General features: G+C 56.8%; 23 protein-coding genes. All 23 read left to right on the top strand.

Annotation, left to right across the window (positions count from 1 at the left end; translation table 11 throughout):
- Positions 1-56 precede the first annotated feature (56 nt).
- The 23 genes from EBB79_RS06490 to EBB79_RS06600 all read left to right on the top strand — a co-directional run bounded on the left by EBB79_RS06490 (position 57) and on the right by EBB79_RS06600 (position 21,689).
- A complete protein-coding gene (locus EBB79_RS06490) occupies positions 57-1,997 on the top strand; it encodes an acetyl/propionyl/methylcrotonyl-CoA carboxylase subunit alpha (RefSeq protein WP_127748147.1) in 1,941 nt (646 codons plus the stop codon).
- Positions 1,998-2,078: 81 nt separating this feature from the next.
- Positions 2,079-2,933 carry a hydroxymethylglutaryl-CoA lyase gene (locus EBB79_RS06495; RefSeq protein WP_127748148.1) on the top strand — a complete coding sequence of 285 codons (855 nt, stop codon included), beginning with the start codon at positions 2,079-2,081 and terminating at the stop codon, positions 2,931-2,933.
- A 52-nt stretch (positions 2,934-2,985) separates the two neighbouring features.
- Entirely contained in the window at positions 2,986-3,768 is a 783-nt protein-coding gene (locus EBB79_RS06500; RefSeq protein ID WP_127748149.1) for a crotonase/enoyl-CoA hydratase family protein, read from the top strand.
- A 248-nt stretch (positions 3,769-4,016) separates the two neighbouring features.
- Positions 4,017-4,382, top strand: a complete 366-nt coding sequence (locus tag EBB79_RS06505) for an NADH-quinone oxidoreductase subunit A (RefSeq protein WP_127748150.1) — start codon at positions 4,017-4,019, stop codon at positions 4,380-4,382.
- Positions 4,373-4,906, top strand: coding sequence for a NuoB/complex I 20 kDa subunit family protein (locus EBB79_RS06510; protein WP_127748151.1), 534 nt, complete (start codon positions 4,373-4,375; stop codon positions 4,904-4,906). Before EBB79_RS06505 ends, EBB79_RS06510 begins: the two co-directional genes overlap by 10 nt.
- Before the next feature lie 25 nt (positions 4,907-4,931).
- Positions 4,932-5,540 (top strand): NADH-quinone oxidoreductase subunit C, encoded by a 609-nt coding sequence (locus tag EBB79_RS06515; protein WP_127748152.1) that lies wholly within the window; start codon positions 4,932-4,934, stop codon positions 5,538-5,540.
- Positions 5,540-6,754, top strand: coding sequence for an NADH-quinone oxidoreductase subunit D (locus EBB79_RS06520; RefSeq protein WP_177627857.1), 1,215 nt, complete (start codon positions 5,540-5,542; stop codon positions 6,752-6,754). The genes EBB79_RS06515 and EBB79_RS06520 overlap by 1 nt, the downstream gene beginning before the upstream one ends.
- Positions 6,755-6,842: 88 nt before the next feature.
- The gene (locus EBB79_RS06525) at positions 6,843-8,003 is read left to right on the top strand and encodes an NADH-quinone oxidoreductase subunit E (protein WP_127748154.1); all 1,161 of its coding nucleotides are present in this window, start codon (positions 6,843-6,845) and stop codon (positions 8,001-8,003) included.
- Between the two features lie 44 nt (positions 8,004-8,047).
- Positions 8,048-8,272 (top strand): DUF5337 domain-containing protein, encoded by a 225-nt coding sequence (locus EBB79_RS06530; protein ID WP_127748155.1) that lies wholly within the window; start codon positions 8,048-8,050, stop codon positions 8,270-8,272.
- Positions 8,273-8,278: 6 nt separating this feature from the next.
- A complete protein-coding gene (gene nuoF / locus EBB79_RS06535) occupies positions 8,279-9,577 on the top strand; it encodes an NADH-quinone oxidoreductase subunit NuoF (protein WP_127748156.1) in 1,299 nt (432 codons plus the stop codon).
- An 8-nt stretch (positions 9,578-9,585) separates the two neighbouring features.
- On the top strand, positions 9,586-9,951 hold the full coding sequence (locus tag EBB79_RS06540; RefSeq protein WP_238705010.1) for a hypothetical protein: 366 nt from the start codon (positions 9,586-9,588) through the stop codon (positions 9,949-9,951).
- The gene (locus EBB79_RS06545; RefSeq protein ID WP_338045793.1) at positions 9,939-10,457 is read left to right on the top strand and encodes a DUF5333 domain-containing protein; all 519 of its coding nucleotides are present in this window, start codon (positions 9,939-9,941) and stop codon (positions 10,455-10,457) included. Before EBB79_RS06540 ends, EBB79_RS06545 begins: the two co-directional genes overlap by 13 nt.
- Positions 10,458-10,459: 2 nt before the next feature.
- A complete protein-coding gene (gene nuoG, locus EBB79_RS06550) occupies positions 10,460-12,478 on the top strand; it encodes an NADH-quinone oxidoreductase subunit NuoG (protein ID WP_127748157.1) in 2,019 nt (672 codons plus the stop codon).
- Positions 12,475-12,861: a hypothetical protein gene (locus EBB79_RS06555; protein ID WP_127748158.1), complete on the top strand. Its 387-nt coding sequence runs from the start codon at positions 12,475-12,477 to the stop codon at positions 12,859-12,861. The genes nuoG and EBB79_RS06555 overlap by 4 nt, the downstream gene beginning before the upstream one ends.
- Positions 12,862-12,867: 6 nt before the next feature.
- A complete protein-coding gene (gene nuoH / locus EBB79_RS06560; protein WP_127748159.1) occupies positions 12,868-13,905 on the top strand; it encodes an NADH-quinone oxidoreductase subunit NuoH in 1,038 nt (345 codons plus the stop codon).
- Position 13,906: 1 nt separating this feature from the next.
- Positions 13,907-14,401 carry an NADH-quinone oxidoreductase subunit NuoI gene (gene nuoI, locus EBB79_RS06565; RefSeq protein ID WP_127748160.1) on the top strand — a complete coding sequence of 165 codons (495 nt, stop codon included), beginning with the start codon at positions 13,907-13,909 and terminating at the stop codon, positions 14,399-14,401.
- Positions 14,398-14,805, top strand: coding sequence for a carboxymuconolactone decarboxylase family protein (locus EBB79_RS06570; RefSeq protein WP_127748161.1), 408 nt, complete (start codon positions 14,398-14,400; stop codon positions 14,803-14,805). Before nuoI ends, EBB79_RS06570 begins: the two co-directional genes overlap by 4 nt.
- Positions 14,802-15,404 (top strand): NADH-quinone oxidoreductase subunit J, encoded by a 603-nt coding sequence (locus tag EBB79_RS06575; RefSeq protein WP_127748162.1) that lies wholly within the window; start codon positions 14,802-14,804, stop codon positions 15,402-15,404. The genes EBB79_RS06570 and EBB79_RS06575 overlap by 4 nt, the downstream gene beginning before the upstream one ends.
- A 4-nt stretch (positions 15,405-15,408) precedes the next feature.
- Positions 15,409-15,714, top strand: a complete 306-nt coding sequence (gene nuoK / locus EBB79_RS06580; protein ID WP_127748163.1) for an NADH-quinone oxidoreductase subunit NuoK — start codon at positions 15,409-15,411, stop codon at positions 15,712-15,714.
- Positions 15,715-15,720: 6 nt separating this feature from the next.
- Positions 15,721-17,823 carry an NADH-quinone oxidoreductase subunit L gene (nuoL, locus tag EBB79_RS06585; RefSeq protein WP_127748164.1) on the top strand — a complete coding sequence of 701 codons (2,103 nt, stop codon included), beginning with the start codon at positions 15,721-15,723 and terminating at the stop codon, positions 17,821-17,823.
- Positions 17,823-19,373: an NADH-quinone oxidoreductase subunit M gene (locus EBB79_RS06590; RefSeq protein ID WP_127748165.1), complete on the top strand. Its 1,551-nt coding sequence runs from the start codon at positions 17,823-17,825 to the stop codon at positions 19,371-19,373. Before nuoL ends, EBB79_RS06590 begins: the two co-directional genes overlap by 1 nt.
- Positions 19,374-19,387: 14 nt before the next feature.
- On the top strand, positions 19,388-20,827 hold the full coding sequence (gene nuoN, locus EBB79_RS06595) for an NADH-quinone oxidoreductase subunit NuoN (protein ID WP_127748166.1): 1,440 nt from the start codon (positions 19,388-19,390) through the stop codon (positions 20,825-20,827).
- 112 nt (positions 20,828-20,939) lie between these two features.
- On the top strand, positions 20,940-21,689 hold the full coding sequence (locus tag EBB79_RS06600; RefSeq protein WP_127748167.1) for a biotin--[acetyl-CoA-carboxylase] ligase: 750 nt from the start codon (positions 20,940-20,942) through the stop codon (positions 21,687-21,689).

The raw sequence follows: 21,689 nt of genomic DNA on the forward strand, positions 1-21,689 counted from the left end.
CGGGGGTCCGGGGGCAGACAGCCCCCGGCGCCACCAACTGCCAAAGGACAAGACGCATGTTTGACAAAATCCTGATTGCCAACCGGGGCGAAATCGCGTGCCGTGTTATGGAAACTGCCCGCTCTATGGGGGTGAAAACCGTGGCAGTCTATTCCGAGGCTGATCGTGGTGCAAAACACGTGGCCCTGGCCGACGAGGCCTATCCGATCGGCCATGGCCCGGCTCCCGCAGACAGCTATCTTTTGGGTGGTGAGATCATTTCCGTTGCCTTGCAGTGCGGTGCTCAGGCGATTCATCCCGGTTATGGTTTCCTGTCGGAAAATCCAGGTTTTGTTGATGATGTTGACGCCGCGGGCCTTTCTTTTATCGGACCCTCTGCTGACGCGATCCGCAAAATGGGCCTGAAGGACGCAGCCAAAGTGCTGATGGAAGAGGCCGGAGTGCCGGTTGTGCCGGGATACCACGGCACAAATCAAGACAGTGAACACCTATTTGGCGCCGCAGATGGTATTGGCTATCCGGTGCTGATCAAGGCCGTTGCGGGCGGTGGCGGCAAGGGCATGCGTTTGGTCGAACGGGCGGTGGATTTCATGGCGGCACTGGAAAGTGCCCGCAGCGAAGCCATTACAGCCTTTGGCAATCCTGATGTCCTGGTTGAAAAATATATCCAGCAGCCGCGTCACATTGAGATCCAGGTGTTTGGCGATGGCACCCAGGCCGTGCATTTGTTTGAGCGCGACTGCAGTCTACAACGCCGCCATCAGAAAGTGATCGAAGAAGCACCTGCACCGGGTATGACATCTGAAATGCGCGCAGCAATGGGACAGGCCGGGGTCAGGGCGGCCGAAGCGATAGGGTACAAGGGCGCAGGCACGGTCGAATTTATTGTTGATGGGTCAGGCGGCCTGCGCGCTGATGGGTTTTGGTTCATGGAAATGAACACTCGCTTGCAAGTGGAGCACCCCGTCACCGAGGCGATCACAGGTGTGGATCTAGTGGAATGGCAGTTGCGTGTCGCCGCAGGAGAAAGCCTGCCAGTGCAGCAAGAGGATCTGAGTATCGAGGGTCATGCATTTGAAGCGCGCCTCTATGCTGAAGATGTGCCCAAGGGGTTTCTGCCCGCGACAGGGATGTTGACCCATTTGCAGTTTCCTGACGGTTGTCGTGCAGACAGTGGCGTGCGGGCAGGGGACACCATTAGCCCCTGGTATGATCCGATGATCTCGAAGGTGATTGCCCATGGGCCGACCCGAGCCGTGGCACTGGCGCGGCTGGGGCGGGCGCTGGAGAGGACCGAGGTGGCCGGGACGGTGACCAACCTGAGCTTTCTTGGCGGCCTGGCCGGACACGCAGGTTTTGCGCGTGGCGAGGTCGATACTGGGTTGATAGCACGCGACTTAGATGTTTTGGCAGCAGCCCCTGTTGTGGAGCCTTTTCACAAGGTGGCAGCAGCGATGTCAGCGCTGGATCTGATCAGCGCCGCGCCGGATATCGGCTTTACGCTCTGGGCCCCGTTGCATCGGTCGGTCTCGCTGAGCTGGCAAGGCGAAGGTTTCGACGTTGATGTTGACGTTGCGGGCGTTGATCGACAGATCTGGCAGGTTGATGGTGAAGAGATCGTGGCGACACGTCGTGGCACGAGGTGGGTCATTGGCAACCGTCTGTTGCCAGACGTGGTCCAGTTTGGCGGGGTCATAACCGTTTTTGACGGCTATGGGCTGACTTTTGAGGTGCCCGATCCGCTGGATCGCGATGCTCAGGCCGGCGGCGACACCAATGTGATCGAGGCGCCGATGCCGGGGCTGGTGAAAGTGGTCCTGGCAACCGCTGGGCAGCTGGTCAAGGAAGGGGATCGTCTGGCGGTTCTGGAGGCTATGAAGATGGAACATGCCTTGTTGGCGGCGCGTGATGGTGTTGTGGCTGAAGTTCTGGCCGCTGCCGGGGATCAGGTCGAAGCCGGTGCGGCCCTGGTCCGGCTGCAGGAAGACACCGAATAACCTTGCCAAAACAGCCAGCGGCCCGCAGGCTGGCAGTTAGGATTTGAGTATTTTTAAAAAGATGAAGCTGGGAGATGGGCCATGGGCGATAGGGTAGAGATTTTTGAAGTGGGGCCGCGCGATGGTCTGCAGAACGAAAAACGTGAAATCCCTGTCGCCGAGAAATTGGCCCTGATCGATTGTCTGAGCCAGGCCGGGTTCAGTCGTATTGAAGTGGCCAGTTTTGTCTCAGCTAAGAAAGTGCCGCAAATGGCCGGCAGCGGTGCAGTTCTGGCGGCGATCAAGCGGGCCGAGGGGGTGCGTTATGCGGCACTGACGCCCAATATGCGGGGTTACGATGCAGCAGTGACGGCGCAAGCAGATGAAATCGCGATCTTCGCTTCGGCATCTGAAGGGTTTTCCAAGGCTAATATCAACGCCACAATTGCCGAATCGATAGAGCGGTTTGAACCTATTCTGGAGGCGGCACGTCACGTTGATCTGCCGGTTCGTGGCTACATATCCTGTGTGACAGACTGTCCTTATGACGGGGCGACGCCACCAGACAGTGTGGCGGAAATGGCGGATCGGTTGTTTGCACTGGGCTGCTATGAAATCTCGTTGGGGGATACACTTGGGCAGGCCACACCAGATTCAGTGGCGCGGATGTTGCTGGCGGTGCGTGAGGCTGTACCTGCAACTCGTTTGGCGGGGCATTTTCACGATACATCAGGCCGGGCGATGGATAATATTGATGTGGCCCTGTCGATGGGAGTGCGGGTGTTTGATGCGGCTGTTGGCGGCCTTGGCGGCTGTCCGTTTGCACCGGGTTCAGCAGGCAATGTCGCAACCGAGTTGGTGCACGAGCACCTGACGCGGTTGGGATATGACACGGGGCTGAATTCGGACATTTTGTTGCAGGCGGCGGATATGGCGCGGGCCATGCGCGGTGGCTGAATCTGACACAACGCAATCTTGCGGCGATCATTTCTGCAAAACGGGACTCTAAATGTTCAACACCATTACCTTAGTCACAGATGCGCGCGGGGTGGCAACGCTTACCCTGGATAGGGCAGAAAAACACAACGCCATGTCTGGCGAGATGATCGGTGAGTTGACCTCAGCCGCCACGCAGATCTCAGCAGATGATACGATCCGGGTGGTGGTCCTGACCGGCACTGGCAAAAGCTTTTGTGCTGGCGGGGATTTGGAGTGGATGCGCGCCCAGATGGCAGCGGATTCGGCGACCAGATTTGTTGAGGCGCGCAAGCTGGCAGAGATGTTGCAGGCGCTGAACACCCTGACCAAGCCGATGATCGGTGCGCTGCAGGGCAATGCGTTTGGCGGTGGCGTTGGGATGGCCTCGGTCTGTGATATTGCCATTGGTGTTGATCATCTGAAAATGGGACTGACGGAAACTAAGCTGGGAATTATTCCGGCAACAATCGGCCCATATGTGACGGCCCGAATGGGTGAAGCAAAAGCGCGCCGGGTCTTCATGTCGTCGCGCCTATTTGGGGCTGAGGAAGCCGTTGAGCTTGGCCTTTTGGCGCAGGCGGTTCCGGCAGATCAATTGGCCGAATCTGTTGAAGCCGAAGTGCTACCCTATTTGAATTGTGCCCCCGGTGCAGTTGCTGCGGCTAAACAGCTTGCACGGGATTTGGGACCAAACATTGACGACTCGGTGATTGATCACACGATAAATGCCCTGGTTGATCGTTGGCAGACAGAAGAAGCGGCAGAGGGAATAGGGGCATTTTTTGACCGCCGTAAGCCGCGCTGGCAGGCTTGAGAACCTGACCGGAAAATGCCTCTTTGACACAGAACCATACAACAAAGGGTTTTGCGGAGACCTCGCAAATTTCTTATAGAAACAATAAGGATTAATCGCCACACTGTGGTAAACGGGCTGCAATTCACAGCCTCTTCATCATTAACAATGCCTTGGTTGACGCTGGCAAATCGCGAGAGTAGACACGGCCCAAGTCAACACGCCAATTGACCGCGCGCGGCGAAATGCGCGCTGGAAAGGAGCCACTCGTGGAAGAGATGTTGCGGGAGTACCTCCCGATCCTAGTGTTTCTGGCCGTAGCAACCGGTCTTGGAATTGTCCTTATTTTAGCCGCCGTCGTGCTGGCTGTACGCAATCCCGACCCAGAAAAAGTAAGTGCCTACGAATGCGGTTTCAATGCCTTCGATGACGCACGCATGAAATTTGATGTCCGGTTTTATCTGGTATCGATTCTTTTCATCATTTTCGATCTGGAAATCGCATTTCTGTTTCCCTGGGCCGTTGGCTTCAAGGATATCAGCATGACCGGTTTCTGGTCGATGATGATCTTTCTTGGGGTTCTGACCATCGGCTTTGCCTATGAATGGAAAAAAGGGGCCCTGGAATGGGAATGATGACCGGAGCCAATACGGCTGGGGCCGACAAAGAGGTTGCCACTCAGGCCCTGAACGCCGAGCTGCAGGACAAGGGGTTTCTGCTGACCTCGGCCGAAGATCTGGTCAACTGGGCCCGCACTGGATCGCTGCACTGGATGACCTTTGGTCTGGCCTGCTGCGCAGTTGAGATGATGCATACCTCGATGCCGCGTTACGACGCCGAGCGTTTCGGGATTGCGCCACGGGCCTCTCCACGTCAGTCCGACGTGATGATCGTGGCCGGTACACTGACCAATAAAATGGCCCCGGCGCTGCGTAAGGTCTACGACCAGATGCCGGAACCGCGTTATGTGATCTCGATGGGGTCCTGTGCGAATGGTGGTGGTTATTATCACTACAGCTATTCCGTTGTGCGCGGCTGTGACCGGATTGTGCCGGTCGATATTTACGTTCCGGGCTGTCCGCCCACCGCCGAAGCGTTGCTATACGGTCTGATGCAGCTGCAACGCAAGATTCGCCGCACTGGCACCCTGGTGCGCTGATCAGCGCTGAGTTGGAGAATATGAGATGACTGATGCGCTGAGAGAGCTTGGCTCATACCTGGAGCAAAAACGCCCGGATTGCATACTGGGGTGGGATATCTCCCATGATGAGCTGAACGTTGATGTGGCTCCGGCCAACATTACCGGCTTTGTCGAGTTCCTGAAGACCGACCGCACTTGCAAGTTTTCATCGCTGGTGGATATCGCTGGTGTTGACTACCCTGAGCGGGCCAAGCGGTTCGACGTAGTTTACCACTTCCTGTCGATGTATCAGAATCACCGCATCCGCTTGCGGGTTTCGGTGCGCGAAGATGAGATGGTGCCGTCGATTGTCGACATTCACCCCTCGGCCAACTGGTTCGAGCGGGAAGTCTATGACATGTTCGGCGTGCTGTTCACTGGCCACCCCGATCTGCGCCGCATCCTGACCGATTACGGCTTTCGTGGTCACCCGCTACGCAAGGATTTCCCAACCACCGGCTATACCGAGGTTCGCTATGACGAGGCGCAAAAGCGCGTCGTCTATGAACCCGTAACCCTGGTGCAGGAATATCGTCAGTTTGATTTCATGAGCCCATGGGAAGGTGCCGAATACATCCTGCCCGGCGATGAGAAGAAAGAGGAGGCGAAATGATGGACGGCTCCAAAGGTTTCGAAGACGCCCAAACCGGCGAACAGAAAATCCGTAACTTCAACATCAACTTCGGCCCGCAGCACCCGGCCGCGCACGGCGTGTTGCGTCTGGTGCTGGAGTTAGACGGCGAGATTGTTGAACGCTGCGATCCACACATCGGCCTGCTGCACCGTGGCACCGAAAAACTGATGGAAAGCCGCACCTACCTGCAGAACCTGCCGTATTTCGACCGCCTCGACTATGTGGCGCCGATGAACCAGGAACATGCATGGTGTCTGGCGATTGAAAAGCTGACCGGCACCGAGGTTCCGCGTCGTGGACAGCTGATCCGGGTGCTCTACTCGGAAATCGGTCGCATTCTGAACCACCTGCTGAACGTCACCACGCAAGCCATGGACGTGGGCGCGCTGACGCCGCCGCTCTGGGGTTTTGAAGAGCGTGAAAAGCTGATGATCTTTTACGAGCGCGCAAGTGGCGCCCGTTTGCACGCGGCCTATTTCCGCCCCGGTGGTGTTCACCAGGATCTGCCCGATGCGCTGATCGACGATATCGAGGCCTGGAGCCATGAATTCCCGGCGCGTTTGCAGGATATCGATGATCTGCTGACTGAAAACCGCATTTTCAAACAGCGTAACTGTGATATCGGCGTGGTCAGCGAGCAGGACATTCTCGACTATGGATTCTCGGGCGTGATGGTTCGGGGCTCGGGCATGGCCTGGGATCTGCGCCGTTCGCAGCCCTATGAATGCTATAACGAATTCGAATTCGAAATCCCTGTCGGCAAGAACGGCGACTGCTATGATCGCTACCTGTGCCGCATGGAAGAAATGCGCCAGTCGATTTCGATCATCCGTCAATGTGTGGCCAAACTACGCGATTGTCCCGGTGACGTTCTGGCCCGTGGTAAGCTGACACCGCCGAAACGTGGTGACATCAAGACCTCGATGGAAGCGTTGATCCACCACTTCAAACTCTACACCGAAGGCTTCCACGTGCCTGCCGGTGAAGTCTACGCCGCAGTTGAGGCCCCCAAGGGTGAATTCGGCGTCTATCTGGTGGCGGACGGGTCGAACAAACCTTACCGCAGCAAAATCCGCGCGCCCGGGTTCCTGCACCTGCAGGCGATGGACTATATTTCCACCGGCCACCAACTGGCCGACGTCGCCGCCATTATTGGTACCATGGATGTTGTGTTCGGGGAGATTGACCGTTGATCCACGCAATGCCCTCCCTGCTTCATCTTTCTAAAAATACTCCCGCCGGAGGCATCTTCGCGGGCAACACACACAGAAAGACGATTTGATGCTGCGCCGTCTTCACGCTGAACAACCTGATAGCTTTGCCTTCACCCCAGCCAACCTGGCCTGGGCCGAAGGGCAGATCACCAAATATCCCGATGGCCGTCAGGCCTCGGCCGTCATTCCGCTGTTGTGGCGTGCTCAGGAACAAGAGGGCTGGTTGTCGAAACCCGCTATCGAGCTGATCGCCGACATGCTGGACATGGCCTATATCCGTGTCCTCGAAGTGGCCTCGTTCTATTTTATGTTCCAACTGCAGCCGGTCGGCTCGGTGGCGCATATTCAGATATGTGGCACCACGTCCTGCATGATCTGCGGCGCCGAAGATCTGGTTGCGATCTGCCAAGAGAAAATCGCCAACAAGCCACACGAAGTGTCGGCGGATGGCAAGTTCTCCTGGGAAGAGGTGGAATGCTTGGGCTCATGCACCAATGCTCCGATGGCGCAGATCGGCAAAGACTACTACGAAGATCTGACCGCAGCGAGCTTTACCAAGCTGCTGGATGAGCTGAACGCTGGCAATGTTCCGACGCCAGGGCCGCAGAATGGACGCTATAGTTCTGAGCCGCTGTCTGGCCTGACTTCGTTGAAAGACCATGAAAGTGGTAAGACCAAATATAATGCAAGCGCGCAACTGGCGTCTGATCTTGGCGATACCGTCAAGCGCATTCAAGGCGACGAAGTGCCATTGTTGACACCGTGGGTAGGCAAAGACGGTGTCGTTGCTGGTCGCGCGGCCGAGGCGCCAACGCCGCCAGTGCCTGCAACTCCCAAACCTGCGGCCAAACAGGCCGAAGAGGCCAAGAAGGCCGCCAAGCCAGCTAAGAAAGCTGCGCCAGCCAAGAAACCCGCAGCCGCCAAGGCTGAGGTCGCGGAAGCTGAACCTGACGTGCTAAAAGCTGCGCGCGATGGCAAGGCCGACGATCTGAAGCTGTTGAAAGGTGTTGGCCCGAAGTTGGAGCAGACTTTGAACGAGCTTGGCTTCTTCCATTTTGATCAGGTTGCCGCCTGGACCGAGGCCCAGGTGGCCTGGGTTGATGCCCGCCTGACCTTCAAGGGTCGCATCGAACGCGACGGCTGGATCGAGCAGGCCAAAAAGCTGGCCGCTGGTGAAGAAACCGAATTTGCTAAACGTGCCAAAGACGAAGGCACCTACGACAAGTAATCACTCTTCGCCCATCCGGGCGGGGATCAGACACATAGGACCACATGAGCACCGAACAGGACTTAGCCATTGCCCGCAAGGGGCGCCACATCTCTCTGGTGATTGCCGGAACGATGGTGGTGTGGGTTGGTCTTTCTCTGGCTGGACCCTGGCTGGGGTTGCCGGGGCGCTTTGCTTTGCTGTTCGACTTTGCCGCGCTGGCAGGTCTTACATATGCTGTGGTCAATATTATTCAACTCTGGCGCATGCGCCAGGATAGTCAAAGGTAGGCAGACATGCTGAATGACCAGGACCGGATCTTTACCAATCTCTATGGTATGCATGATCGCTCGTTGAAGGGCGCGCAGGCACGGGGCCATTGGGATGGCACCGCGGCAATCCTTGCCAAGGGTCGGGATTGGATCGTTCAGTCGATGAAAGACTCAGGGCTTCGCGGCCGTGGCGGTGCGGGATTCCCCACCGGCCTGAAGTGGTCATTCATGCCCAAAGAAAGCGACGGTCGCCCGGCCTATCTGGTGATCAACGCCGATGAATCCGAGCCCGGCACTTGTAAAGACCGCGAGATCATGCGGCATGATCCGCACACGCTGATCGAGGGCGCGCTGATCGCCTCGTTCGCGATGAATGCCCATACCTGCTATATCTATATTCGCGGTGAATACATCCGCGAGAAAGAGGCGTTGCAAAACGCCATCGACGAGGCCTATGCGGCGGGTCTGCTGGGTAAGAACGCTGCCAAATCCGGTTGGGACTTCGATCTGTTTCTGCACCACGGGGCAGGGGCCTATATCTGCGGTGAAGAAACCGCATTGATCGAAAGCCTGGAAGGCAAAAAGGGCATGCCGCGGATGAAACCGCCATTCCCGGCGGGTGCGGGCCTGTATGGCTGCCCCTCGACAGTGAACAATGTTGAATCCATCGCCGTTGTGCCCACAATCCTGCGTCGTGGACCGGAATGGTTCAGCTCGTTTGGTCGTCCCAACAATGTTGGCACTAAACTGTTTGGCATTTCCGGCCACGTCAACAACCCCTGTGTGGTTGAAGAGGCCATGAGCATCTCGTTTGAAGAGCTGATCGAAAAGCACTGTGGCGGTATCAAAGGTGGTTGGGACAACCTGCTGGCGGTGATCCCCGGTGGCTCGTCCGTGCCCTGTGTGCGCGGTGAAAACATGCGCGACGCGATCATGGACTTTGACTATCTGCGCAACGATCTGGGCTCGGGCCTGGGGACGGCGGCTGTCATCGTGATGGACAAGAACACTGACATCATCAAAGCGATCTGGCGTCTGGCCAAATTCTATAAGCACGAAAGCTGTGGCCAATGTACCCCGTGTCGCGAAGGCACCGGCTGGATGATGCGGGTGATGGATCGTCTGGTCAAAGGTGAGGCCGAGCTGGAAGAGATCGATATGCTGTGGGATCTGACCAAGCAGGTCGAAGGTCACACCATTTGTGCACTGGGCGATGCCGCTGCATGGCCGATCCAGGGCCTGATCCGCAACTTCCGTGAAGAAATCGAAGACCGTATCAAGGCCAATAAGACCGGCCGTATGGGCGCGATGGCGGCGGAGTGAGCGGGATCATGGGCTTGAAGAATTCTGGTAAAATTATCCTGTCGGTTGCCTTGGTGCTGAGCACTGTGGCGCTGGCAGGCTGTGACAGCGCCAAAAAGAAGCGGCCCACTTACGATGGTGTTCCATTCAAGATCAAGACCAAGCCGGTGGACAAGAAAGTCTCGCGGGCGAACTTTATTGTTCAGGTCCTCGATGCGAACCAATCGCTTGACGGCGCCCGTTTGGCCGCCGCGCATGCGGGGGTTAGCTATTGCTTAAGTGAGGCCGGGTACGGCACCTCGGATATCACGTGGGATGTAAACCCGCGCGACCCCGAGGCACAGCTTCGGCTGGTCGATGGTACTGCGGTGTTCCAGGGAACATGCGCATCATGAGCGGATTAACGGCATATCAGGGCCTGCGCGACACGCTGCTATTGAATAGCGGCGCCAGCGTTGCGTGTGATGGGGGCTCCAGTATCCAGGAGAAGACCATGACTCGTAGTTTGATCACCGCCGTTGCTTTGTGTGTTTCAACCCTGCCGCTGCAGGCTGCCGCTAAACCCAGTCTGCGCGATGTGCCGCAAGTTGAGAACATTATTTTTGTCGCCGCCATTGCCCATGAGGTCAGTGAATACTGCCACAGCATCAAGGCGCGCCGGATGAAGGCGCTGGGGATGGCGTGGGAGTTGCGGTCTCAGGCTAATGACCTGGGATATTCAGACGCCGAAATCCGCGCTCACGTGGAATCGGACAGTGAAAAGGCGCGGATGCGTGCCAAGGGTGAGCGGTATCTCAAGGCCAATGGCGTTGACTACGGCACCCCTGAAACCTTCTGCGTGTTTGGACTCGCGGAAATTGAAAAATCCAGCGCGATTGGCGCGCTACTGAGGGCGAAATAGACATGTCTGACCTGCGCAAGATCAACATTGATGGTACAGAGATCGAAGTGGACGGGGCAATGACCCTGATCCAGGCCTGTGAAGAGGCTGGGGTCGAGATCCCTCGGTTTTGTTACCACGAACGTCTGACCATTGCCGGCAACTGCCGTATGTGTCTGGTCGAGGTTGTCGGCGGGCCGCCAAAACCTGCGGCCTCTTGTGCTATGCAGGTGCGTGATCTGCGCCCCGGCCCCGAAGGTCAGCCGCCGGTTGTGAAGACCAATTCGCCAATGGTCAAAAAGGCCCGCGAAGGTGTGATGGAATTCATGCTGATCAACCACCCGCTGGATTGCCCGATCTGTGATCAGGGTGGCGAGTGTGACTTGCAGGATCAGGCGATGGCCTATGGCATTTCGGACAGCCGCTTCAAAGAGCAAAAACGTATTGTGGACGATCTTGACCTTGGCCCGCTGGTCTCGACTACAATGACACGCTGCATCAGTTGTACCCGCTGCGTGCGGTTTACCTCGGAAGTGGCCGGCATCACCCAAATGGGCCAAACCGGTCGTGGTGAAGACGCCGAGATCGTCAGCTATCTGAACGAAACGTTGGACAGCAACCTGCAGGGCAACATCATTGACCTGTGCCCAGTTGGCGCGCTGACCTCCAAGCCTTATGCCTTTACCGCTCGTCCATGGGAGCTGACAAAGACCGAAACCATCGACGTGATGGATGCTTTGGGCTCGAACATCCGGGTGGACACCAAGGGCCGCGAAGTCATGCGCATTATGCCGCGCAACAATGATGGCGTGAACGAAGAGTGGATTTCTGACAAAACGCGTTTCGTCTGGGATGGGCTGCGTCGTCAGCGTTTGGATCGCCCATATATCCGCGAAAACGGCAAGCTGCACCCGGCAACCTGGGGCGAGGCGCTTAGCAAGGCTGCCGAAGCCATGAAGGGTAAGAAAGTTGCGGGCCTGATCGGTGATCTGGTTCCGGTCGAGGCTGCATTTGCGCTGAAACAACTGGTGACCGGACTGGGTGGCAAAGTTGAATGTCGGACTGACAATGCGCGCCTGCCGCTGGATAACCGCGCGGCCTACGTAGGAACGGCGACGATTGAAGATATCGAGGATGCCAAAGCGATCATGTTGATCGGTACCGATCCACGTAGTGAATCTCCGGTACTGAACGCCCGCATCCGCAAGGCTTGGTCCAAAGGCGCCAACATCGGACTGATTGGTCAGCCGGTTGATTTGACATTCGAATATGCTCACCTGGGCACCGACCGTGCTGCTTTGGCAGACTTGCTGAAAGGTGGCCACGAGGGCGCATTGGGCAAGGACACTTTAGTCATCGTTGGGCAGGGTGCCCTGCGTGAGGCTGATGGTCTTGCGGTTCTGGCACATGCACAGAAATTTGCCGAGATGACGGAATCCAAACTTCTGGTTCTGCACACCGCAGCATCGCGTGTTGGTGCGATGGACGTCGGTGCTACAACACTGGGCGGCATGGAAGCGGCTCTCGAAGGGGCCGAGGTGATATATAATCTTGGCGCTGATGAGGTCGAGATCGATGCCGGTGCTTTTGTGATCTATCAGGGCTCACACGGTGACCGCGGTGCACACCGCGCCGATATCGTTCTGCCGGGGGCGGCCTATACCGAAGAAAATGGCTTGTTCGTCAACACCGAGGGTCGCCCTCAACTGGCGATGCGGGCTGGGTTTGCACCGGGTGAAGCCAAGGAAAACTGGGCCATCCTGCGCGCGCTGAGCGCCGAACTGGATGCCGCGCTTGCATATGACTCACTAGCGCAATTGCGCACCGCATTGATTGGCGAGGTTCCCCACCTGGCCAAGATCGACCAGGTGCCGACTAACGAAGGTGAGGCGCTGGAGATGGGTCCTTTGGGCAAAGCTGCCTTCCTGTCTGTGATCAGTGATTTCTACCTAACCAACCCAATCACCCGCGCGTCCGAAGTGATGGCTGAACTGTCAGCCAACGCAAAGGCACGCGGCGAAGAAAAGATCGCGGCCGAGTGATCCGCGCTGCTCTCATATCTCCCTTTCTGCTGGCTGGCTGTACGCCGACGTCTGCAGATCAGGCTGCCGGCGTCTCGCCGGTCTATCAGGGTGTCAAAACCAGCCTGCTTGAGGGGGATCTGGTGCAATTTAACGTGTCAATGACCGGCGCCCGCAAGGCGCAGGATGTTGATAACTATGCTGAATGCGCTGCCGCGCAGTACGCCTTGATCCGAGGATACGGGTTTGCACGGCATTTGCGCACAAATTTGAACCGAGAGGGTGGCGTTTGGACGGCTGATGCTGTCTACACCATCTCGCCCTCCCTACCGCGCGGTCTGCGCACCATCGACGCTGAAGTCGTGGTCGCGGATTGTGAGGCAAACGGAATACCCACGGTGTGAGGACCAATGGCTGAATTCTTGACCACTCCATTCGGAACCTTTGTTCTGATATTGGCGCAGGTGCTGGCAGTTGTCGCATTTGTAATGATCTCTTTGTTGTTCCTTGTGTACGGCGACCGGAAAATTTGGGCGGCGGTGCAGATGCGCCGTGGTCCAAACGTTGTGGGGGTCTTTGGCCTGTTGCAGTCGGTGGCAGATGCGCTGAAATATCTGGTCAAAGAGATCGTAATCCCGGCGGGCGCTGACCGCGCCGTATTTGTGCTGGCACCTTTGACCAGCTTTGTGCTGTCGATGATCGCCTGGGCGGTGATCCCGTTCAACGACGGTTGGGTTTTAAGTGACCTGAACGTTGCCGTGCTCTATGTCTTTGCGGTTTCCTCGCTGGAGGTCTACGGCGTGATCATGGGCGGATGGGCTTCGAACTCGAAATACCCGTTCCTTGGCAGCTTGCGTTCTGCGGCGCAGATGATTTCATACGAGGTTTCCATTGGCCTGATCATCGTCGGTGTGATCATTTCCACCGGATCGCTGAACTTTGGTGACATTGTGCGCGCACAGGACGGCGATCTGGGCCTGTTCAATTGGTACTGGCTGCCGCACTTCCCGATGGTGTTCCTGTTCTTCATCTCGGCGCTGGCAGAAACCAACCGTCCACCGTTCGATCTGCCCGAAGCGGAGAGCGAACTGGTTGCCGGTTATCAGGTCGAATACTCGGCCACCATGTTCCTGCTGTTCATGGCTGGTGAATACATCGCGATCTTCCTGATGTGCGCGCTGATGTCGCTGCTGTTCTTTGGAGGCTGGCTGTCGCCAATCCCGGGTCTGCCCGACGGCGTGCTGTGGATGGTTGGCAAGATGGCGTTCTTCTTCTTCTTGATCGCCATGGTCAAGGCCATCACCCCGCGCTACCGCTATGACCAGTTGATGCGTCTGGGTTGGAAAGTCTTCCTGCCATTCTCGCTGGCATGGGTGGTCTTCGTGGCCTTCGCTACAAAATTCGCATGGTTCGGTGGCCTGTTTGTCCGCTACACGGTAGGAGGCTGATATGACTCAGATCGATTACACCCGCGCCGCCAAATACTTCCTGCTGCAGGATTTCTGGGTTGGCTTCAAACTGGGGTTCAAATACTTCTTTGCTCCCAAGGCGACGCTGAACTACCCGCACGAAAAGGGTCCACTGAGCCCACGGTTCCGTGGCGAACATGCGCTGCGCCGCTATCCCGATGGCGAGGAACGCTGTATTGCCTGTAAACTGTGTGAGGCAGTGTGCCCGGCACAGGCGATCACTATTGATGCGGAACCCCGCGATGATGGCACCCGCCGTACCACGCGCTATGACATCGACATGACCAAATGCATCTACTGCGGCTTCTGCCAAGAGGCCTGCCCGGTGGATGCGATTGTCGAAGGCCCGAACTTTGAATTCTCGACCGAAACCCGCGAAGAGCTGTTCTATGACAAGGAAAAGCTTCTGTCGAATGGTGAACGCTGGGAAGCCGAGATTGCGCGCAACCTGGAACTGGATGCGCCCTACCGATGAGCGATCCGAAAAACCCCTTTGAGGCCATGATGGCCCAGGCCCAAGAGATGGCAAAGGCGCTGAACCCAGCGCTTGGCGATGTCTCTGCCAAAGGGTTTGAAGCGATGTGGCCCACCATGCCCAAAGAGGCGATGGAAATGATGTTTGGTAAATCCGCTAATCCGGATGGGCTGGACGCCAAGACCCGGCTGCTGCTGACGTTGGCCGGGCTGACATGCCAAGGGGCGCAGGCCGATGCTGCCTTGCGCCAAACCGTACGCCACGCCCTTGCGGCGGGTGCCAAGAAACAAGAGATCGTTGAAACGATCGGACAGATGTCAGTCTTTGCTGGCATCCCGGCCATGACCAAGGCGCTAGAAACCGCGCAAGAGGTCCTGGACGCACAAGGGGACGATGAGTCATGAGCGTGTTTGCCTTTTACCTCTTCGCCATAAGCGCCATCACCGGCGGGCTGTTCACTGTGATCAGCCGCCAACCGGTGCATTCGGTGCTGTGGCTGATCCTGGCCTTCCTGTCATCGGCAGGGCTGTTTGTTCTGCTGGGAGCCGAGTTTGTCGCCATGTTGCTGGTGATCGTCTACGTGGGCGCAGTCATGGTGCTGTTCCTGTTTGTGGTGATGATGCTGGATGTAGACTTTGCCGAGCTAAAGGCCGAGATGGCCAAGTTCATGCCGCTGGCCCTGTTGATCGGTCTGGTCATTCTGATGCAGCTGGTCATGGCCTACGGTGCTTGGGAGAGCGCACATGGGGCAGCTGACCTGCTGGCCAATCCAATTACCGCAGAACACCACAACACCGAGGCCCTGGGCCTTATCCTTTATGATCAATACTTCCTTCTGTTCCAACTGGCGGGTCTGATCCTGCTGGTCGCCATGATCGGTGCTATCGTGCTGACCCTGCGCCATCGCAAGGACGTCAAGCGTCAGGATATCCTGGCCCAGATGTTCCGCGATCCGGCTGAGGCAATGGAACTGAAAGACGTGAAACCGGGGCAGGGGCTTTAATCCAATGATTGGTATTGAACATTATCTAACCGTCGCGGCGACCATGTTCGTCATCGGCATCTTCGGGCTCTTTTTGAACCGTAAGAACGTGATCACCCTGTTGATGAGCATCGAACTGATGCTGCTGGCAGTGAACATCAACCTTGTGGCGTTCTCTAGCTTCCTGGGCGATCTGGTGGGGCAGGTGTTTACCCTGTTCGTGCTGACCGTTGCCGCCGCCGAGGCCTCTATTGGTCTGGCGATCCTGGTTTGCTTCTTCCGCAACCGTGGAACAATCGATGTCGAAGACATCAGCGTGATGAAGGGCTAAGACATCATGGAAACCATCCTCCTCTTTGCCCCGCTCATCGGGTCTATACTCTGCGGGTTCGGGTATAAATACATCGGCGAGAAAGCCGCGATGTGGACAGCAACCGGTATGCTGTTCCTGTCGGCCTTGCTGTCGTGGGTTTCATTCCTGACCTTTGACGGTGTCACCCAGCATATCGAAGTGCTGCGCTGGATCGAAAGTGGTTCGCTGTCGACCTCCTGGGGCATCCGTCTGGACCGGTTGACCACCATCATGCTGATCGTGATCACCACGGTGTCCTCGCTGGTTCACCTGTACTCGTTTGGTTACATGAACAAAGACCCGCAGTGGAAAGAAGGCGAAAGCTATAAGCCGCGCTTCTTTGCCTATCTGTCGTTCTTTACCTTCGCTATGCTGATGCTGGTGACATCCGACAACCTGGTTCAGATGTTCTTTGGCTGGGAAGGCGTGGGCGTTGCCTCGTACCTGCTGATCGGTTTCTACTACCGCAAGCCCACGGCCAATGCCGCCGCGATGAAGGCCTTTGTAGTCAACCGTGTTGGTGACTTTGGCTTTGCACTGGGTATTTTTGGTCTGTTCATGCTGACCGACAGCATCAATCTGAACGATGTGTTTGCTGCTGCGCCTAAACTGGCCGAGACAGAACTGACGTTCCTGTGGACCGAATGGAACGCCGCCAATCTGCTGGCCTTCTTGTTGTTTGTTGGTGCGATGGGCAAATCAGCTCAGCTGTTCCTGCACACCTGGCTGCCGGACGCGATGGAAGGCCCGACACCTGTGTCGGCGCTGATCCACGCGGCAACCATGGTTACCGCCGGTGTCTTTCTGGTCTGCCGCATGTCGCCATTGATGGAGTTCGCACCAGAAGCAATGGCCTTTGTCACTGTAGTTGGTGCCTCGACTGCGTTCTTTGCTGCGACCGTGGGTCTGGTTCAGACCGACATCAAGCGCGTCATTGCGTATTCAACCTGTTCGCAGCTGGGCTATATGTTCGTTGCCGCGGGTGTCGGTATGTATTCCGCCGCAATGTTCCACCTGCTCACACACGCGTTCTTTAAGGCGCTGTTGTTCCTTGGGGCTGGATCGGTCATCAACGCGATGCACCACGAGCAGGAAATGACCGAATACGGTGGTCTGCGCAAAAAGATTCCCTTCACGTTCTGGTCGATGATGATCGGTACGCTGGCTATCACCGGTGTTGGCATTCCGCTGACCCACATTGGTTTTGCCGGCTTCCTGTCCAAAGATGCAATCATCGAGAGCGCCTATGCGGGTGGCTCGGGCTATGGGTTCTGGATGCTGGTAATTGCTGCTGCAATGACCTCGTTCTATTCATGGCGCCTGATGTTCCTGACCTTCTTTGGCAAACCGCGCGGTGACAAGCACACCCATGATCACGCCCATGAAAGCCCGATCACCATGCTGATCCCGCTTGGCGTTTTGTCCGTCGGCGCGGTTCTGGCTGGCATGCTGTGGTATGGCTCATTCTTTGGTCACGCTGATCAGGTTGGCAAATTCTACGGTATCCCGGTTGCCGAGGCTTCGGCGCATGGCGAAGTGACTGCAGATGCGGGTCATGGCGAAGAAGTTGCGGATGCCGGACATGGTGAACCTGCTGCTGCGGGCGAGCACCACTATGTGTTTGCTGGCAAACCGGGTGAGGGCGGTCTTTACATTGGGGCCGGCAACACAGTTCTGGACGACGCACATGCGGCTCCGGCCTGGGTAAAGGTCTCGCCCTTTATCGCTATGCTGGGTGGCCTGTTAATGGCGATTTGGTTCTACATCATCAACCCGTCGCTGCCCGGTCGTTTGGCCACAGCGCAGAAGCCGCTGTATCTGTTCTTTAAGAACAAGTGGTACTTTGACGAGCTGTATGACGCGATTTTCGTGAAGCCTGCGTTGGCATTGGGTCGTTTCCTGTGGAAACGCGGAGATGGCGCGGCGATTGACGGCTTCCTGAACGGCGTAGCTATGGGCATTGTTCCCTTCTTCACCCGTCTGGCCGGACGCGCACAAACGGGTTTCATCTTTACTTATGCCTTCTGGATGGTGCTGGGAATTGTCGCCCTTGTCACCTGGATGTCGATCGGCGGAGGAGTCCACTGATGGACAGTCATCTCTTATCAATTGTCACCTTTATCCCAGCAGTGGCGGCGGGCATTCTTGCCCTGTTTCTGCGGGGCGAGGATGAAGCGGCACAACGCAATGCCAAATGGCTTGCGCTGATTGCAACCAGCGCCACCTTCCTAGTCAGCCTGGGGATCTACTTTGAGTTCGATCCGGCCAACACCGGCTTTCAGTTCGTATATGAGCGGGAATGGCTGCTGGGCCTGAAATACAAAATGGGCGTCGACGGAATTTCGGTTCTGTTTGTGATGCTGACCACATTTGTGATGCCACTGACCATTCTTGCCAGCTGGAATGTTACCAACCGCGTCAAGGAATACATGATTGCGTTCCTGCTGTTGGAAACCCTGATGCTGGGTGTCTTCATGGCGCTGGATCTGGTGTTGTTCTACCTGTTCTTCGAGGCAGGCCTGATCCCGATGTTCCTGATCATTGGCATCTGGGGAGGCAAAGAGCGGATCTACGCCAGCTTCAAGTTCTTCCTTTATACCTTCCTCGGCTCGGTCTTGATGCTGGTGGCGATGGTTGCAATGTTTGCGGATGCCGGAACCACCGACATCGAAACACTGATGACCCATACGTTTGCATCGAACAGCTTTGAGATTTTGGGCGTTCAGATCGTCGGCGGCATGCAGACACTGATGTTCCTTGCCTTCTTTGCCTCGTTTGCAGTGAAAATGCCAATGTGGCCGGTTCACACCTGGTTGCCTGACGCGCACGTTCAGGCGCCGACCGCTGGTTCGGTTGTTCTGGCGGCGATCCTGTTGAAAATGGGCGGCTACGGCTTTCTGCGGTTCAGCCTGCCGATGTTCCCTGTCGGGTCCGAAGTGATGAGCGGCATGGTGCTGTGGATGTCGGCCATTGCCATCGTCTATACCTCGCTGGTGGCGCTGGTGCAGGACGACATGAAAAAGTTGATCGCCTATTCATCCGTTGCGCATATGGGCTTTGTGACCATGGGTATCTTTGCTGGCAACCAGCAGGGCATCGATGGCGCGATCTTTCAGATGCTCAGCCACGGCTTTATATCCGCAGCTTTGTTCTTGATCGTTGGAGTTATCTATGACCGGATGCACACCCGTGAGATCAGCGCCTATGGTGGTCTGGTTGTCCGGATGCCTGCCTATGCGCTGGTCTTCATGTTCTTCACCATGGGGAACGTCGGCCTGCCGGGCACATCCGGCTTTGTGGGCGAATTCCTGACACTGATGGGTGCGTTCCAGAAAAACACCTGGGTGGCCGCCGTCGCAACTTCCGGTGTGATCTTCTCGGCGTGTTATGCCCTGTGGCTGTATCGTCGGGTGGTATTTGGCGACATGATCAAAGCAGGACTTAAGACCATGTCTGACATGTCGATGCGCGAGCGGGTGATCTTTGCACCGCTGGTGGTGATGACTATTCTGCTGGGTGTCTACCCAGCGCTGGTCACCGATATCATCGGCCCGTCAACCGAGGCGCTGGTCGCCAATTTCAATCATTCTCTGGCCGCTGCGGATTTGTCCGCAGTTTCCCAGACTGCGTCGCACTAAGGGGGCCCGGGTAGATGATCCAAGCTGATCTCAATGTAATTCTGCCGGAAATGATCCTGGCCGTTTACGCCATGTTGGCACTGCTGTTTGCGGTCTATTCGACCAAGGACAAGCTGGGGCCGCTGTTGATCTGGACCACAAGTGGTCTGATGGCACTTCTGGCGCTGTGGATTGCCGGCAGTGGTAGCGGCACAAATGTTGCCTTTGACGGAATGTTCGTCGATGACGGATTTTCCCGCTTTGCCAAAGTTACCATTCTGTTGTCGGCAGCGGCGGTGCTGGTGATGGGGCAAGACTATATGGTGCAACGCGGCATGCTGCGGTTTGAATACCCGCTGCTGGTGTCACTGAGTGCTGTAGGCATGATGATGATGGTGTCTGCCGGCGATCTGATGTCGCTGTATATGGGGCTAGAGCTGCAGTCGCTTGCGCTATACGTCGTGGCCTCTATGCGGCGCGACAGTGTCAAATCGACCGAAGCGGGGCTGAAGTATTTTGTTCTGGGCGCTTTGTCGTCTGGTTTGCTGCTGTACGGGGCGTCCTTGGTTTATGGTTTCGCCGGCACCACCAAGTTCGAAGGTATCATCCAGGTAGCTCAGCACGGCGAAGTCTCAATTGGGTTGCTGTTTGGCATCGTGTTCCTGATTTCGGGTCTGGCGTTTAAGGTATCGGCCGTGCCGTTCCACATGTGGACACCGGACGTCTATGAGGGCGCGCCGACACCGGTCACCGCTTTCTTCGCATCGGCGCCTAAAATGGCGGCGATGGGCTTGTTTGCCCGCGTGATGCATGATGCCTTTGGCAATGCAGTGGCAGAGTGGAGCCAGGTTGTTGCCATGCTGTCGCTGGCCTCTATGTTCCTGGGTGCTGTGGCGGCGATTGGTCAGACCAACATCAAACGCCTGATGGCCTATTCTTCGATTGCGCATATGGGCTTTGCACTGATGGGGCTGGCGTCGGGCACCGTGTTTGGAGTGCAGGCGATGCTGATCTACATGGCGATCTACGTCACCATGAACATCGGCACCTTTGCCTTTATTCTGATGATGGAAAAGGACGGCAAACCAGTCACCGACATCTCGTCGTTGAACCTTTACGCGCGCCGTGAGCCGGGCAAGGCGCTGGCGATGTTGGTGTTGTTGTTCTCGCTGGCGGGTGTACCGCCAATGTTGGGCTTCTTTGGTAAGTTCTACGTTCTGCGGGCAGCTTATGAGGGTGGTTTGGCCTGGCTGGCCATTGCCGGTGTGGTGGCCTCGGTGATTGGTGCCTTCTACTATCTGCGCATTGTCTATTACATGTACTTTGGTGAAGAGGGCGAAGAACTGGATCGGAATTCATCGCCTGTTCTCTGGGGCTTTCTGGTGGCCTCGGCGGCGGTAATGGTTTTGGGGATCATCAATATGTTTGGCGTTGAGAGCGCTGCAGCAGCTGCTGCAGCCACGCTCGTCAACTGATCTCAGGACGAGCAAAAGGTTAGAATAATGTGACGCGCCCTTATGGGCGCGTCGCCGTTTGTAGAGATGCCTTCGGCGAGAGTATTTAACGAAAAAAGATGATGAGGGTGACATGCGTAAGTGGCCGGATGGATATGGACGGCGGATCCTGGCGGAGGTGGACAGCACGCTGAGCGAGGCGGCGCGGATTGCGCCGGATCTGGCGGGGCCTGAGTGGATCCTGGCGCGCCATCAGACTGCAGCGCGGGGCCGTCGTGGGCGGGCCTGGGCCAATCCGGAGGGTAATTTGGCCTGCACACTGGTTTTACGCCCTGAAGGGACGCCAGCGCAGGCGGCTTTACGCAGTTTTGTCGCCTCGCTGGCATTGTTTGACGCCTGTGTCGTGGTGACGGGGCGTGCCACTGGGTTTGCGCTGAAATGGCCCAATGACGTGTTGCTGAATGGTGGAAAATTGGCCGGTATTCTGCTGGAGAGCGCGGGTGTAGATCGGGGCACGAGCCACCTGTTTGTGGGTATCGGTGTGAACTTGAGCGAAGTGCCGCCACGTGAACAGTTGGAGGAGGGTGCATTGCGTCCGGTTTCGCTGTTGTCTGAAACCGGGGCATCAGTTTCCCCCGAGGACTTTCTTGACGAATTGGCCGCCGCCTTTGCGCAATACGAGCAACAATTTGTGACCTATGGGTTTGAGAGCATCCGCAATGCCTGGTTGGCCAGAGCTGCCAAGCTGGGCGAGGTTATTGCGGCCCGTACCGCGACCTCGGAAACCACCGGAACATTTGAAACGGTGGACGGGGATGGCAACCTTGTTCTAAACACCGCCAAGGGTCGTGTTTGCATTCCGGCGGCCGACGTCTATTTTTAG

The organism is Parasedimentitalea marina (assembly GCF_004006175.1).
GTDB lineage: Bacteria > Pseudomonadota > Alphaproteobacteria > Rhodobacterales > Rhodobacteraceae > Parasedimentitalea > Parasedimentitalea marina.